This window comes from Pseudomonas sp. ME-P-057, from assembly GCF_030208975.1.
In the GTDB taxonomy this organism is placed as follows: domain Bacteria; phylum Pseudomonadota; class Gammaproteobacteria; order Pseudomonadales; family Pseudomonadaceae; genus Aquipseudomonas; species Aquipseudomonas lutea.
This window is the reverse complement of sequence record NZ_JARVSX010000015.1, coordinates 99,968-113,183: the sequence shown is the minus strand read 5'-3', so window position 1 is coordinate 113,183 and position 13,216 is coordinate 99,968. Positions and strand designations below refer to the sequence as shown.

Annotated in this window: 18 protein-coding genes; 8 read left to right on the top strand and 10 right to left on the bottom strand. The window is 60.9% G+C overall.

Annotated elements, in window-relative coordinates; all coding sequences use genetic code 11:
- Positions 1-194 precede the first annotated feature (194 nt).
- The 6 genes from QRN48_RS08310 to QRN48_RS08285 all read right to left on the bottom strand — a co-directional run bounded on the left by QRN48_RS08310 (position 195) and on the right by QRN48_RS08285 (position 4,648).
- The gene (locus tag QRN48_RS08310) at positions 195-584 is read right to left on the bottom strand and encodes a response regulator (RefSeq protein ID WP_037010937.1); all 390 of its coding nucleotides are present in this window, start codon (positions 582-584) and stop codon (positions 195-197) included.
- Between the two features lie 297 nt (positions 585-881).
- The gene (locus QRN48_RS08305; protein WP_037010936.1) at positions 882-2,213 is read right to left on the bottom strand and encodes a deoxyguanosinetriphosphate triphosphohydrolase; all 1,332 of its coding nucleotides are present in this window, start codon (positions 2,211-2,213) and stop codon (positions 882-884) included.
- An 82-nt stretch (positions 2,214-2,295) separates the two neighbouring features.
- Positions 2,296-3,459, bottom strand: coding sequence for an EAL domain-containing protein (locus QRN48_RS08300; protein WP_191943551.1), 1,164 nt, complete (start codon positions 3,457-3,459; stop codon positions 2,296-2,298).
- Positions 3,460-3,600: 141 nt separating this feature from the next.
- A complete protein-coding gene (locus QRN48_RS08295) occupies positions 3,601-3,945 on the bottom strand; it encodes a hypothetical protein (RefSeq protein ID WP_037010930.1) in 345 nt (114 codons plus the stop codon).
- Entirely contained in the window at positions 3,942-4,328 is a 387-nt protein-coding gene (locus QRN48_RS08290; RefSeq protein WP_037010928.1) for a phage holin family protein, read from the bottom strand. Before QRN48_RS08290 ends, QRN48_RS08295 begins: the two co-directional genes overlap by 4 nt.
- 5 nt (positions 4,329-4,333) lie before the next feature.
- Entirely contained in the window at positions 4,334-4,648 is a 315-nt protein-coding gene (locus tag QRN48_RS08285) for an ElaB/YgaM/YqjD family protein (protein WP_037010926.1), read from the bottom strand.
- A 487-nt stretch (positions 4,649-5,135) separates the two neighbouring features.
- Between QRN48_RS08285 and QRN48_RS08280 the strand changes: the two genes are divergently transcribed.
- Positions 5,136-5,375 (top strand): glutaredoxin family protein, encoded by a 240-nt coding sequence (locus QRN48_RS08280; RefSeq protein ID WP_191943550.1) that lies wholly within the window; start codon positions 5,136-5,138, stop codon positions 5,373-5,375.
- Positions 5,376-5,431: 56 nt separating this feature from the next.
- On the opposite strand, the gene QRN48_RS08275 is transcribed toward QRN48_RS08280, so the two are convergent.
- The gene (locus QRN48_RS08275) at positions 5,432-5,698 is read right to left on the bottom strand and encodes a hypothetical protein (RefSeq protein ID WP_191943549.1); all 267 of its coding nucleotides are present in this window, start codon (positions 5,696-5,698) and stop codon (positions 5,432-5,434) included.
- On the opposite strand from QRN48_RS08275, the gene QRN48_RS08270 reads away from it, so the two are divergent.
- Together QRN48_RS08270 and QRN48_RS08265 are read left to right on the top strand one after the other, a co-directional pair.
- Positions 5,697-6,017: a hypothetical protein gene (locus QRN48_RS08270; protein ID WP_191943548.1), complete on the top strand. Its 321-nt coding sequence runs from the start codon at positions 5,697-5,699 to the stop codon at positions 6,015-6,017. The two genes, QRN48_RS08275 and QRN48_RS08270, sit on opposite strands and share 2 nt — an antisense overlap.
- Positions 6,018-6,138: 121 nt before the next feature.
- The gene (locus QRN48_RS08265; RefSeq protein WP_285349974.1) at positions 6,139-7,029 is read left to right on the top strand and encodes a pseudouridine synthase; all 891 of its coding nucleotides are present in this window, start codon (positions 6,139-6,141) and stop codon (positions 7,027-7,029) included.
- A 103-nt stretch (positions 7,030-7,132) separates the two neighbouring features.
- Here QRN48_RS08265 and QRN48_RS08260 read toward each other — a convergent pair whose 3' ends face one another.
- Together QRN48_RS08260 and mobA are read right to left on the bottom strand one after the other, a co-directional pair.
- A complete protein-coding gene (locus QRN48_RS08260; protein ID WP_037010921.1) occupies positions 7,133-7,357 on the bottom strand; it encodes a YgdI/YgdR family lipoprotein in 225 nt (74 codons plus the stop codon).
- An 82-nt stretch (positions 7,358-7,439) separates the two neighbouring features.
- Entirely contained in the window at positions 7,440-8,033 is a 594-nt protein-coding gene (gene mobA / locus QRN48_RS08255; RefSeq protein ID WP_191943546.1) for a molybdenum cofactor guanylyltransferase MobA, read from the bottom strand.
- A 77-nt stretch (positions 8,034-8,110) separates the two neighbouring features.
- Between mobA and moaB the strand changes: the two genes are divergently transcribed.
- A complete protein-coding gene (gene moaB, locus QRN48_RS08250; protein ID WP_037010919.1) occupies positions 8,111-8,650 on the top strand; it encodes a molybdenum cofactor biosynthesis protein B in 540 nt (179 codons plus the stop codon).
- Positions 8,651-8,655: 5 nt separating this feature from the next.
- Positions 8,656-9,870, top strand: coding sequence for a molybdopterin molybdotransferase MoeA (locus tag QRN48_RS08245; RefSeq protein ID WP_191943545.1), 1,215 nt, complete (start codon positions 8,656-8,658; stop codon positions 9,868-9,870).
- 67 nt (positions 9,871-9,937) lie between these two features.
- Here the strand turns inward: QRN48_RS08245 and QRN48_RS08240 are convergent, their stop codons facing one another.
- Positions 9,938-11,770, bottom strand: a complete 1,833-nt coding sequence (locus QRN48_RS08240; protein WP_191943544.1) for a monovalent cation:proton antiporter-2 (CPA2) family protein — start codon at positions 11,768-11,770, stop codon at positions 9,938-9,940.
- A gap of 265 nt (positions 11,771-12,035) precedes the next feature.
- Here QRN48_RS08240 and QRN48_RS08235 point away from each other — a divergent pair, with 265 nt between their 5' ends.
- The 3 genes from QRN48_RS08235 (at position 12,036) to QRN48_RS08225 (ending at position 13,192) form a co-directional block, all read left to right on the top strand.
- Entirely contained in the window at positions 12,036-12,224 is a 189-nt protein-coding gene (locus tag QRN48_RS08235; RefSeq protein WP_285349967.1) for a hypothetical protein, read from the top strand.
- A gap of 152 nt (positions 12,225-12,376) precedes the next feature.
- Positions 12,377-12,643, top strand: coding sequence for a PepSY domain-containing protein (locus tag QRN48_RS08230; protein ID WP_037010913.1), 267 nt, complete (start codon positions 12,377-12,379; stop codon positions 12,641-12,643).
- A 117-nt stretch (positions 12,644-12,760) separates the two neighbouring features.
- Positions 12,761-13,192, top strand: a complete 432-nt coding sequence (locus QRN48_RS08225) for a GNAT family N-acetyltransferase (protein ID WP_285349964.1) — start codon at positions 12,761-12,763, stop codon at positions 13,190-13,192.
- Positions 13,193-13,216: the final 24 nt, after the last annotated feature.

The window sequence follows — 13,216 nt, the reverse complement described above, 5'->3', positions numbered from 1 at the left end:
GCAATGTGCGACGTTGAGTAAAACAATGCGTATATACGGCTGTTTATTTCGAATCGGAATATACCGGGATTTTTCAATGGGCCGCCGGACTGTTTAAGTCCACCCGTGGAGCATGACCAATGATGGCTTTACGGTCCGATATTGCCACGTGGGACTTATAATCCGGGTAGCGCACCTCACACACCATAGGCGCCTCAGGCGGGAGCCGAGATCAGGCTGATCAGCTCCAGCGTGTTCAATGGTTTGCTCAGGCAGCCCAGCAGTGGAAGCCCCATCGCCCTGGCCTCGGATTCAAGCGTTGCCAAAGGGGCCGCCTCCAGGCCACTGAGCAGGATCGCGCGCTGAATCAGCCCGCGACGGGTGGCCGTCTGAATCAGTTCCAGCCCGCACATGCCCGGCAGACGCTGATCGCACAGCAGCAGGTCATAAGGCTCGGGGCTGCGCTCCATGGCGCCCAGCGCTTCGCTGGCGTTCAGCGCGGGCGTGACACGATAGAGGCCGTTGTTGTTTAAAAGGATTTGCAGAGCGATCAGTTGGAACGGGTGATCCTCAACCAGCAGGATTCGGAAATTTTCGGTGAGCATCGGCGGTTCCAGGCGAAGGAGGGGATGGGTGCGACCGCCTTGCCGGATGTCCGGCGGCGTCGGCACGCGAGCAATGTCTTCGGGAGGTAATGGGTCGGGTTGTCCCATGGCTCGGAATGGCGCGGATTATTCGGCAGTGATGTGTGCGCAGCGATAAGGGCATTCCGACGGTTGTGTAGGAAATGTCCGAAGTTGCTGTTGGATCTGCTGAGAGCCCAACGAGAAATGCCCGAAACCGGCGTCGGATTCGGGCATTCGCTGCGCTGTCAGAGGCAGCGCAAGGTGCTTGTCGTGGGGTTAGACGGGGCTGGAGTGTCCGGTCATCTCACGGGCCATTTCGCTGGCGTAGCTGTCGGTCATACCGGCGATGAAATCGATCACCCTGAGAAATGAGGTGTGCAGCGGCCAGGACGGATCAGGCGCGTTATTACCCAGCAGATCTAGAATGCGCCGGCTCTTGAATGATGGTTCGTGCCCGCCGAACTGCTCCAAAGCGGCGCCGCAGAAGGCATTGAGCAGGATTTCCAGCGTCGTGTAGGCGCCGATCTCGTGCAGCGTCTTGCGTTTGTCCTGAAAGATTTTCTTGCGTGCCATGTCTTTGGCGCTGAGCACACAGCGCTTGGCCGGGCCATGCATGTGTTCGACCAGATCACCCTGCAGCGTACCGGCGAGCAACGCATCCTGCTGTTCAACGAAGGCGCGCGCGGCGGCGTTGGTCAGGTGCTCGATGGCCTTGCCGCGCAGAATCGCCAGTTTGCGGCGGCGCGAGTCACCCGGGCCCAGTTGGCGGTAGGTTTCCGGCAAGTCATCACCCACCAGCCCCAGCAGCAACGACTCGACCTCGGTGTAGTTGAGCAACTCCATTTCCAGACCGTCTTCGAGGTCGATGAGGGCGTAACAAATATCGTCGGCAGCTTCCATCAGGTACACCAGCGGATGCCGTGCCCAGCGCTGTTCCTCCAGCTGCGGCAGGCCGAGCTTGCTGGCGATTTGCTCAAGAATCGGCAGTTCGCTCTGATAGCAGCCGAATTTATGCTTCTTGTAGCCCAGAGAGTCCGCATGGCGAGCCGTCCAGGGGTATTTCAGGTATGTGCCCAGCGTGGCGTAAGTCAGCCGCGTGCCGCCTTCGAACTGGTGATATTCCAGTTGGGTCAGTACGCGAAAGCCTTGGGCATTGCCTTCGAAATTCAGGAAGTCGTTGCGCTCGACCTCGCTCATCGCATCCAGCCAGCCGCGGCCCGCCGCCTGTTTGAACCAGTTGCGGATAGCGTCTTCGCCTGAGTGTCCGAAGGGCGGATTGCCGATGTCATGGGCCAGGCAGGCTGACTGCACCACCATCCCCAGGTCGCTGGGATCGCACCAGTCGGGCAGCGCGCTGCGCAGGGTTTCGCCGACGCGCATGCCCAGCGAACGGCCGACGCAGCTGACCTCCAGTGAGTGGGTCAGGCGCGTGTGGATGTGATCGTTGCTGGTCACCGGATGCACCTGCGTCTTGCGGCCGAGACGGCGAAAGGCGCCGGAGAAAATGATCCGGTCGTGATCCTTGTGAAACGGGCTGCGCCCCAGTTCTTCGGGGCTGTGCAAGGTTTTGCCAAGGCGCTCGCGGGTGAGCAGGGTTTGCCAATCCAAGGCCGGTACTCCGTCGGGTGATTACCGCGCTAGCTTCCCGGTTCGCCCGGCACGCTGCAAGCACAAGATCGCCGAGGGAACCTTAAAAACCCGCAGCGTCGACATCGATCAGAAGCAACCGCTCACCGTTATCAAAGAACTGCCCTGCGGTCAGGCAATACTGGTTAGTGGTGGCGTCGCGGTAAGTGCTCGACAGTGTCAGGCGCCGCTCATGCCAGCCTTCGGCGAGCAGGTGGTAGAAGTAGGGCCGCCACGACCAGTTGTGGCCCAGATATTTCGGGTCGGCCGTCCATGCGCCGTTACGCCATTCCAGATTCGGCGTGAGCTGAGTGCCCTGCCGGTCGCACTGGTAAAAGCGCAGCAGCCAGGGAAAATCCGTACCGTTGGGCAAGCCCGCTATTGCCCCGTCGTGCTCGGCCCAGCGTTGCAGCCGACACATCAACTGCGTGAGGTGTTTGCGCAGTGTCATCAATCGCTCGCGCTCGGCGACTTTTTTCATCACGTAGCAGTCGCGCAGTGCAGCGAAGCGATTGACGAAGGCATCGGCCTCGAAGAAGTCCAACTGCGCCTGGGCAAACAAATAGCCCTGCACATACCGCGAGCCGCACTCCAGCGCGAAGTCGAGTTCGGCTTCCGTCTCGACGCCTTCGGCGATGATCCAGCAGCCGGTTTTCTCGGCCATCTGCGCCAGCGCTCTGACCACATCGCTGCTCGGACCGCCCCGCGCTGCCGCCTGGAACAGACGCATGTCGAGCTTGAGTATGTCGGGCTGCAATGCCAGCACCCGATCCAGCTGGGAATAACCGGCGCCGAAATCGTCGATGGCAATGCGCGCCCCGGCGTTGCGGTAATGGGCGACCACCTCTTTGAGGCGCTGATCGTCGCCACTCAGTTCGGTGATTTCGAAAACGATGCGTTCTGGCGCGATCCCGAAGCTTTCCAGGCGTGCGAGGCTGGGGGGCGGTTGGTCAGGCCGCAAGCGGCTTATCCAGCGCGGTGAGATGTTCAGGCTCAGAAACCAGTCGACCGGAGCCTCATGCAAACGGCTCATGGCGTTGTCGCGGATCTGCCGGTCGAGCCTTCGTAGTTGCATGGCGGGGCGCCGCGGGTCTGCGAAGAGTGGACCTACCGACTGCAGGCTTCCGTCTGCCTGGCGTAAACGGCCCAGCGCTTCAATGCCGGCAATGCGGCCGGTGGCAGTGTCGATGAACGGCTGAAAGCAGGCGAGCGGTTGCCCATCGAACACGGGGCCTCCTTAGTGAGGGTGGATAGAGAGTGAATGGGTGCATTAGCGGAGCCATGACGACAAGCCCACACGCACTCCGCCTCGCCCGGTGGATTACCGGGCAAGGCGGAGTTGGATAGCAAGAATGTAGCCAGAATGCGCCTAACGGCGGCGGGAGGAGTTCTGCAGAGCCATTTTGATCAGCGGCAACACGGTTGCACTGAATTTGATCAGGCGCGTGACGCTGCCAGTGCGCTTGCTGCGTGTGCCTTTGCCAGTCAGGAACCCCAGCAGAGTCACGGCGCCGACGCCCCACAATGGCGCATGCTTGATGCCGAGCGAGCCGGGAAGGTCCGACGCCATACCGCGCATGCGTTGCAGGGGGTGCATCAGCCGTGAGGATTCCTGACGGATCTCCTGCCGATGCATTTCCATGCGCAGGCGAATCAGTGCCTTGCGCAGCTCACGCCGATTGTGGGTCTGGGGCAATTGAGGTGCATTGCTCATGGCATCAGTCGCTCGCGGTCGTTGGCCAGTTCTTCCAGTGTCGAGTGGAAGGGTGAAGACTCATCGAAGACAGCGGCCTTGAGGCGCATCGCACAGAACAATGCCGCCAGCGTATAGAGCCCGCACAGTCCGATGATGCCGGTAAGACGATAGCTGTCCCATACCAGGATGAGCAACAGCGCGGACAGGCCGATGAGCAGCAGCAACGCGAAAACCAGTGCCAGGCCCGCAAAAAGCAGCAGGCGGACGGTGCGGGCTTTCTGTTCTTGAAGCTCGATACCGAACAGCTCCACATGGCTGTGCAATAGCCCCAGAAATGCCGCACCCAGCCGCCGTGGCGAAGAGGATTGATCGGTCCCGGTTGGACCTGTCGGCGACGTCATGACCGTTAGCGCCTTGTGGCCAGCAGGCCCAGCAGGAACCCAACGCCAGCCGCGATGCCCACCGATTGCCATGGCTTGTTCTGCACGTAATCCTCGGTGATGATCACCGCTTCCTTGCCACGGGCGCGAAGGGTTTCTTCCGTCAGCTTGAGGGTTTCACGGGCACGCAGAAGACTCTCGCGGATCTGTTCGCGCAACTCGTCAGCCTGTTCGCCGGCCAGAGAAGCCGTGTGGGCCAGCAGTTTTTCCGTATCGGCAACCAGCGTCTGGAAGTCGGACATCAAGACGTCCTGGGCTTTTTCTGCGGTAGGTCGAGCCATGGTTTTCTCCTTAGGGGATGACGATATGGGGTTTCGAGTATGGCGCATTCCTGAAGGTTCATTCCAATCGCGTCAACAAGCCCAGCCGTTTAGCCGGTGTGGGTCAGCGCCGCCAATGCGCGCCTGCGCAGCGCTGCAGAGTTTCCTGTGGTTGCGAAAAATCCGCAGGAGCCGGCTTGCTGGCGAAAGCAATGTCTTGGCCGCGTTTTTACATCTGACGCAGCGCGCTCGTTTGACCGCAGCCCGCAGCTAGCCGGCTTTCATCAAACATCACCACGGCGCTCTCTCCCACAGGGACTCTGTTTGCTGCGCGACAGCGCGGCGCCTGGACGACGGGGATCTCCTACGGTCAATCTTGTTGGGTCTGGAGCCCGCGCAGGGATGCTTGTGTTCCGGGGGGCTCGGGTGGGTTGCTCGACGAGTGTGGAGGTGCGACCTAAACTTGCCTGTCAATTCCCTGGAATCGCAGCCATAGAGGGGCCCAGCCATGCCACCGGAATGTCAGCTGTTCGGAACGTTGGGGTGTCATCTGTGCGAGGTGGCCGAAGCCGAATTGATGCCGCTGGTGAAGCACGGCTTGTTGGTGGAGTTGGTCGACATCGCCGAGAGCGACGCGCAATACCAGGCGTATTGCCTGCGCATCCCGGTGCTGAGGCGGGCAGACACCGGTGCCGAACTGGACTGGCCGTTCGACACCGATCAGGTGGTGCTGTTTCTGCGTGACTGACGCGCGATCAATCCATCACCGCGCGCAACATCGGTTCGGTCCCTGTTCAGCCTGGATCAAAGATATTGAGTGTCGACCACCATGGCCTGTGCAACTGCGGCTTTCTGCTCCTCGGTCATGCCGTCCCAGACATGCACTTTGGCGTAGTAGCCCAGGCCGGCGATCACGTACAGGCTCAGGGTAAACACGATGAACAGCGACATGAACGTCCAGCGTCCAACGTCTTGGTCATCATTGGAAAAAGACTGCGAATAGTTTTCGTCGTTCTGGCTGGACGTGCCGGTGGAAAGTCGTTTGATCCATTGGAAAAACTGAACAAGCATGGGTAAAACCTCAAAAGTGGCGAAACGAATTCAGGGTGGGCAGTCGTGGGGCGCAAGGTCTGCGGCGGTCCCGACGCGTGCTGCGGCCCATGCACGTGAAGTGCTTGCAAACGCTGAAAACGAAAAAAGCCCGTCGATGACGGGCTTTCTTTTTATGAGTTCAGGTCTGGCAGGCTTTGATCGAGGGGCGAACAGGTCGCGACCGCTCGGATTCATGCCTGCATGCCGATTTCGTAACATTTTAGGACAAATCATTTTACGCATCCAGCGCAGTCATGTGGTTGTCAGACAACTGGCGCCGTTTTTCCGTGCGGCATAACGTCGCGCGCCTGCGTGCGGCCCGGGCTAGAGCCATCGCCACATTCATCCCTTTGCCCTGTCGCGTTAACAAACGTTGACGTTGATAATGCCGACGTTACCTTCAGCCAGCCGAGTCGTTTATGTCCGCTCCCGCTTTCACCGCCTCCGATCGTCAAGCCAGCACCTTGTACCTGCCGCCGGGTTCATGGGCGACAGTCCTGGACTGCCTTTGCGAGCGATTCAGTGCGATCAGCCGCGAACAGTGGCTGGACCGGATCGTCCGAGGCAAGGTGCTCGATGGTAACGGCCTGCCGATTGCGGTCGATCTGGCGTACCGCGAAGGCCTGCGTATTCATTATTTCAGGGAGGTCCCTAACGAAACGCCGATCCCGGTGCAGGAGGCAATTCTGTACGCCGACGAGCATCTGGTGGTCGCCGACAAACCGCATTTTCTGCCAGTGACGCCCGCCGGGGAGTACGTTGAGCAGACTTTATTGCGCCGGCTTATCCGTACGCTGGATAACCCCGATCTGGTGCCACTGCACCGCATCGACCGGCACACGGCAGGGCTGGTGCTGTTTTCCGCCAACAAGCAGACGCGGTCTGCCTATCAGGCCTTGTTTCCAACCCGGCAGATCGAAAAACGCTACGAGGCGATTGCCCCGGCGCTTGCGCACCTGACATTTCCTTGCGTACACAAAAGCCGCCTGGTAGACGGCGAGCCGTTCTTCCGCATGCAGGAAGCCGAGGGCCCGGCGAACACTGAAACCCGAGTCGAGGTGAGCGAGCGTCGCGGCGAACACTGGCGTTACGCGCTGTTTCCGGTCACGGGCAAAAAACACCAGTTGCGGGTTCACATGGCGGCGCTGGGCGCCGGCATCTGCAATGACCCGTTTTATCCGAGCGTCATCAAAAACGCCGTGGACGACTACCACAACCCGCTGAAACTGCTGGCTCAACGCCTGCGGTTTACGGATCCGGTGACTGGTCAGGAGCGAGTGTTCGAGAGCCGGATCACGCTGGACTGGTAACGGGACTTCTGAAGGGAGCATCGGTCCGCAAAAAACAAAAAACCCGCCATTTGGCGGGTTTTTTTGACAGTGACCGTTTCAAACGATCAGTCCTTCGCTGGCATCACAGCTCTTTAACGGTGCGCACTTGGTCTTTGTTGATGCGAGTCTCTTTACCGTCCAGCTGTTTGAACTCGTAGAAACCCGACTCTTCGTCGTATTTCGGCGCGTCGGTTGCCTGGATTTCACGGCCGTCGTTCAGGGTGATCACAGTCGGCGACGAGCAACCGGCGAGGCCGGCAAGGCTCAGTGCGAGCAGGAAGGCGGCAGGAAGAGTCCGTTGGTTCATTGCTGTGTCTCCGGGTATTTGTTTAGTGATTTGTCTGACGCAGAGTGTAACGGCAAAGTTCCATGAAACCTGCCCGTTGCGCTCAGGCCTTGATCCCGGTCAACAGATCCGGCGTGTTGAGATTGGCCAGCCTGCGGTCATCAGCCGCGCATTGCAGCGCGACGGCGCCCAACGCTGCCAGCGTACGCCGCGGGCTGCGCTGACCTTGCCGCCAATGCTCCTCGAACACGCTCGCATGGACCGTGGGAATGCAGCACAGCAGCGGCTGCCATTGCTCTCCCTGGCGAACAATGACCGGCAGGTCCGGGTTCGCCGCCGCGGTGGCACGCAGGTCATTGAGCAGGTCGCGATCCAGCAGCGGCATGTCACAGGGCATCACCAGCAGGAGTTCGTGCCTGGCGGCGCCAAGGCCGGCGCGGATACCCGCGTAGGGGCCGGGGAAATCCTGCTGCTCATCTGCCACCAGCCGATCGGCGTAGTCCGCGTAGCGTTCCTGATTGCGGTTGCACGAGATGATCAAGTCATCGGTGAGCGGCCGTACCAGGCCATGCAAATGCTCGATAAACGGCGCGCCGTTCCAGTCAATAAGGCCCTTGTCTCGACCGCCCATACGCTGGCCCCGACCGCCGGCAAGCAGCAGGATGGAGCAGGGCGCAAGGGTGTTGGATACGTTCATGGTCAGCTCGGCAGGCGCGGTCAAAACAGGTGCTGTGATATAACACCGGCCTGTTTCCTCTACAACCGGACCTCGCCATGAAAGCCAAGGCAGACACGCCTTTCGTACCCCTGAATATCGCCGTGTTGACCGTCAGCGATACGCGCACCTTCGAAACCGACACCTCCGGCCAGATGTTCGTCGACCGCCTCACCGCTGCAGGTCATGGTCTGATTGAGCGTGTGCTGCTCAAGGATGACCTTTACAAGATCCGCGCCCAGGTCGCGACGTGGATTGCCGACGATGAAGTGCAAGTGGTGTTGATCACCGGCGGCACCGGCTTCACCGGGCGTGACAGCACGCCCGAAGCTGTCGCCTGCTTGCTCGACAAACAAGTGGATGGTTTCGGCGAGCTGTTCCGGCAGATTTCCGTGCCCGACATCGGCAGCTCGACCATTCAGTCCCGTGCGCTGGCCGGGCTGGCCAACGGTACGCTGGTGTGCTGCCTGCCGGGCTCGACCAACGCGGTGCGCACCGGATGGGACGGCATTCTCGCCGACCAGTTGAACAACAGCTTCCGCCCGTGCAATTTCGTGCCGCACCTGAAGAAGGCCGCGCCTTGCGCGACGCGCGGTTGAGATTGATGAGCACGCCTGAAATGAAGCCCTTGATGCCGGTCGAAGAGGCCATGCAGCGATTGATGGAGCTGGCGGCGGCTGCGCCCATCACCGAACGCGAGGAAGTCGCGCTGGCCGACGCCCAGGGCCGAGTGCTGGCTGAAGACCTGGTGTCCACCCTGGATTTGCCGCCATGGCCCAACAGCGCCATGGACGGTTACGCATTGCGCATGGCGGACTGGCACGGTGAGCCGCTGCCGGTCAGCCAGCGGATTTTTGCCGGTCAGGCGCCCGAGCCACTACAGCCGGGGACATGCGCGCGCATTTTTACCGGCGCCCCGGTTCCGCAAGGCGCCGATTGCGTCGAGATGCAGGAGAACGCCGAGGTCCAGGCAGACCAGACCGTGCGCTTTGTGCAATCGCTGCGTACTGGTCAGAACATTCGACCCAAAGGGCAGGAGACCACGGTGGGCGACAAGGTGCTGGAGGCTGGCACGGTGCTGGGTCCAATCGAATTGGGCCTGGCCGCGACCATGGGCTTTGGCCATGTGCAGGTCGTGCGCCGTGCCCGTGTCGCGGTGATTTCTACCGGCGATGAATTGGTTGAGCCGGGCCAGCCGCTTGGCCCGGGGCAGATCTACAACAGCAACCGGGTCTTGCTGTGCAGCTGGTTGAGCCGATTGGGTTGCGAGGTCATTGATGCGGGCATCCTTCCGGATAACCTGGAGAAAACTCGAGCTGCACTGGCAGGCCTGAACGGCGTCGACCTGATCCTTTCCACCGGCGGCGTGTCCGTCGGCGAAGCGGACTTCCTCGGTCACGCGCTGCGTGAAGAGGGCGAAATCGCCTTGTGGAAGCTGGCGATCAAACCTGGCAAACCGCTGACGTTTGGTCACTTCCGAGGCGTGCCGGTAATCGGCCTTCCCGGCAATCCCGCATCGACCCTGGTGACGTTTGCGCTGCTCGCCCGGCCTTATCTGCTGAGGCGTCTGGGCGTGCAGGGGGTCAAGCCGCTGCAGTTTAAAGTGCCTGCTGCCTTCACCTGGACCAAGCCAGGCGCGCGGCGCGAGTACCTGCGTGGACGTCTCGAGCAAGGCCGGCTGGTTGCCTACCGCAATCAGAGTTCGGGCGTGCTGCGCAGCGCCGCGTGGGCCGACGGGCTGATCGAGATCATCGAAGGCACGACGGTGGCAGAGGGTGATCTGCTCAACTTCATTCCGCTAAGCGAAGTGATGGGCTGAACGGTTGAGTGGCCGTGAGGGCACTCAACCGGGGCGCCGGACGTTGAATAAGCCCGAGCGGCAGGCTTTAGGTGCGGGCGTCGGCGGCAGGGCGCAGGTCGCTTGCTTCCTCGTCGATGCGGTCGGACTCGAACAGTTCGGCCAGTTCGGTTCGGGCTTCCAGCGCGCTTTGCATGACCTTCGCCGCGTCGTCGTAGATCAAGTGCTGGCGGTTGAGCACTTGTTCGTCATGCCGCTTGAAGCGCTCGATGCGGGCGCTGGCCTGCGTTTCGCTCAGGCCCAGCCCGATCAGCGTGCGCCGGGTCATCTCCAGGCTTGAATAAAAGGTTTCCCGCACGGCCTCGGCGTTCAGATCGAGCAAACGGTGAACGTGCTGACGGTTACGGGCCCGCGCGATGATCTTCATGTGCGGGTACAGCCTGCGCACCAGCTCTGCGGTCTTGATGTTGGTGTCAGGATCGTCCGTGGCAATCACGAAGTATTCGGCCTGATCGACCTTTGCGGCGCGCAGAATTTCCGGGCGCAGCGGGTCGCCGTAGAACACCGGAACGTTGCCGAAGCTTCGGGTGAATTCGATCGTCTCCACCGAGGTGTCCAGCGCAATGAACGGGATGTTCTGCGCGCGCAGGATACGGGCAACGATCTGGCCCATCCGGCCCATCCCGGCGATGACGACGCGCGGGTTATCCGACTCGATCTGCTTGTAGTGCGCCGGGACTTCCTTGACCACAGGCTTGGGCTTGAGCCACCTCGCCATGACCAGCAGCAACAGCGGCGTCAGCGCCATCGACAAGGTGATGGTCAACACCAGCGTGTCGTACAGCGCCGCATCGAACAGCCCCTGATCACGGCCAATCTTGAACACCACGAATGCGAACTCACCGCCCGCCGCAAGCACCAGCCCAAGACGCAGAGCGCTTTGCTTGCCCAGGCCGCCGGCCAGGCGCCCGACGAAAAACAGCAGGGGCAATTTCAAGCCGATCAACAGCAGCGTCAGGCCCAGCACCGTCAACGGCGAATTGATCAGCAGGCCGATGTTTGCGCCCATGCCGACACTGATGAAGAACAGCCCGAGCAGCAAGCCCTTGAACGGCTCGATCTGCGATTCCAGTTCGTGGCGGTATTCAGAGTCGGCCAGGAGCAGGCCGGCAAGAAAGGCACCCAGCGCCATGGACACTCCGACGAGGTCCATCAGCCATGCTGTGCCGATCACCACCAGCAAGGCCGTTGCCGTGGAGACTTCCTGAAGCTTGGTTTTAGCCACGATGCGGAACACCGGGCGCAAGAGATAACGCCCGCCGACCACAACAATGGCTATGCCGCCCAGCACTTGCAGGCCGTGGCGCAGGGAATCGCCGGAGTTGTCATCATGTGCACCGCCGGCCAGCATCGGTACCAGCGCGATCAGTGGAATGGCGGCGATGTCCTGGAACAGCAGGATGGCGAAAGCCAGGCGTCCGTGGGGCGCGTTGAGCTCTTTGCGCTCTGCCAGGCTTTGCAGGCCGAACGCGGTCGATGACAGCGCCAGCCCCAGACCCAGCACGACGGCGCTGTTGAGGGGCTGATTGAAGCCCAGCAGGGCCACGGCGCCGATGGCCACCCCGGTGAACAACACCTGCGCCAGCCCCACACCAAACACTGACTTGCGCATGGTCCAGAGGCGGCGGGGCGACAACTCAAGGCCGATGATGAACAACAACAGCACCACGCCCAGCTCCGAAATGTGCGCAACGCTCTGCGGGTCGCCGATAAGACCCAGGCAGGACGGGCCGATAATCACGCCGGCAATCAGGTAGCCGATGACGGCGCCCAGTTGCAGACGTTTGGCCAGAGGAACCGTGACGACGGCGGCGAGCAGGAACACGACTGCGGCCTGCAGCAGGCTGCCTTCATGGGGCATTGGGGACTCCTTGTAAAAGAGAGCTCGGGGCGGCTGCTGCGTGTATGGCAGGCACGTCGTTGAGCGCTGTAACGCATAAGCGATGGAAAAAGTGGCGCGTATTAAACCACGTGAAAGTGCGCGATATCAGCAGCCGGGACGCTGGGTCGCAGGCGTGCGGGCCACGGCGGAGTGCCAGCGCCGTCCAGAGCAGGTAACCTAGGCGCGCCGATTCATCGCGCCGACATCAGCACCTTTGCTCTCAACAGGTTTCAGGAATCCCGTAATGACTAACAAACAGCGTCTTGTTTACTCGATCATCATTGCCTTGAGCGTCCTGGCGATCATGCTGGGGCTTTCCCACTTGCAGAACATCGGCGTGCTCAGCGAAAAAATCTTTCAGTACATTGCGATATTCGTCGCCGTTGTCGTGGTGGTCTTGAACGGCGTGTTGCGCCGCAAGGTCAGGCGCTGATCCCGCCACGCCTGACATCCCGATACCTCCCGGAACGGTGTCCGGCACGCTGTAGCATCAACCGGTTACAAACCGCGGATGAACTATTTTTCGGCCCCTGAACTCCAAAAAACCGCATTCAAAAAGCCCGCAAAGGGAAATGGAGTTCACACATGATCAAGAAACTTACCGCTGCCGTCCTCGCCACCGCTGCCCTGACCACCGCACAGTTCGCCCTCGCGGACAAGCCGGGCGCTGGCTGGATCACCATCGAAAAAGCGATCGAAAAAGCCAAGTCGGCGGGTTACACCGAGATTTACAAAATCGAAGCCGACGACAACGGCTATTGGGAAGGCGAAGGTCGCAAGGCTGACAGCCTGACTTATGAATTCCGCATCGACGGTACTTCCGGCAACGTTCTGCGCGATCAGAAAGACTGATCGACGCAGCGTTCCCCAGGTGGAGGCCCTCGGGCCTCCACCTCCATCCTCCCGCTTTACTCCCGCACACCAATCCGACAATCTTGGCTTCCCGATTTCATCAGCAGGAAGCGATGCATGAGTGTCCGGATCGAGTTCAAATCCAATCCCTCCGAAGAAGAACGTCTGCAGATCCTCGAGCCATTGAGGGCCTATAACGCCGCACAGGCGGGCGACGGCAAGTCTGAAAAATTTGCCCTGTTTGTTCGTGACGAACACACCGATGCCGTGATTGGCGGGCTCCACGGCCGCATCCTCTACAGCTGGCTGTTCATTGAGTTGCTGGTCGTGCCCGAACAGGTGAGAGGGCAGCGCATGGGGAGCCAACTGATGGGCATGGCCGAGGACCTGGCCCGCGAGCGCGGTTGCCTCGGCGTCTGGCTCGACACCTTCGATTTTCAAGCGCCGGACTTCTACCGCAAGCACGGCTATGAGGCCTTTGGGCAGCTGGATGACTATCCGCCGGGCCACCAGCGGTTGTTCTTCCAAAAACGCATCAGCGCAGCGTAGTCAGTGCGCTCCCGCGGCCGTCCT

Bases quoted from the DNA above. Each gene is read 5' to 3' on its own strand.
- QRN48_RS08280 (WP_191943550.1), top strand. From the start codon at position 5,136: ATGCCACCGGAATGTCAGCTGTTCGGAACGTTGGGGTGTCATCTGTGC.
- QRN48_RS08240 (WP_191943544.1), bottom strand. From the start codon at position 11,770: ATGCCCCATGAAGGCAGCCTGCTGCAGGCCGCAGTCGTGTTCCTGCTC.
- mobA (WP_191943546.1), bottom strand. From the start codon at position 8,033: ATGAACGTATCCAACACCCTTGCGCCCTGCTCCATCCTGCTGCTTGCC.
- QRN48_RS08285 (WP_037010926.1), bottom strand. From the start codon at position 4,648: ATGGCTCGACCTACCGCAGAAAAAGCCCAGGACGTCTTGATGTCCGAC.
- QRN48_RS08225 (WP_285349964.1), top strand. From the start codon at position 12,761: ATGAGTGTCCGGATCGAGTTCAAATCCAATCCCTCCGAAGAAGAACGT.
- QRN48_RS08235 (WP_285349967.1), top strand. From the start codon at position 12,036: ATGACTAACAAACAGCGTCTTGTTTACTCGATCATCATTGCCTTGAGC.
- QRN48_RS08230 (WP_037010913.1), top strand. From the start codon at position 12,377: ATGATCAAGAAACTTACCGCTGCCGTCCTCGCCACCGCTGCCCTGACC.
- moaB (WP_037010919.1), top strand. From the start codon at position 8,111: ATGAAAGCCAAGGCAGACACGCCTTTCGTACCCCTGAATATCGCCGTG.
- QRN48_RS08295 (WP_037010930.1), bottom strand. From the start codon at position 3,945: ATGAGCAATGCACCTCAATTGCCCCAGACCCACAATCGGCGTGAGCTG.
- QRN48_RS08310 (WP_037010937.1), bottom strand. From the start codon at position 584: ATGCTCACCGAAAATTTCCGAATCCTGCTGGTTGAGGATCACCCGTTC.
- QRN48_RS08265 (WP_285349974.1), top strand. From the start codon at position 6,139: ATGTCCGCTCCCGCTTTCACCGCCTCCGATCGTCAAGCCAGCACCTTG.
- QRN48_RS08260 (WP_037010921.1), bottom strand. From the start codon at position 7,357: ATGAACCAACGGACTCTTCCTGCCGCCTTCCTGCTCGCACTGAGCCTT.
- QRN48_RS08275 (WP_191943549.1), bottom strand. From the start codon at position 5,698: ATGCTTGTTCAGTTTTTCCAATGGATCAAACGACTTTCCACCGGCACG.
- QRN48_RS08245 (WP_191943545.1), top strand. From the start codon at position 8,656: ATGAGCACGCCTGAAATGAAGCCCTTGATGCCGGTCGAAGAGGCCATG.
- QRN48_RS08270 (WP_191943548.1), top strand. From the start codon at position 5,697: ATGGGTAAAACCTCAAAAGTGGCGAAACGAATTCAGGGTGGGCAGTCG.
- QRN48_RS08290 (WP_037010928.1), bottom strand. From the start codon at position 4,328: ATGACGTCGCCGACAGGTCCAACCGGGACCGATCAATCCTCTTCGCCA.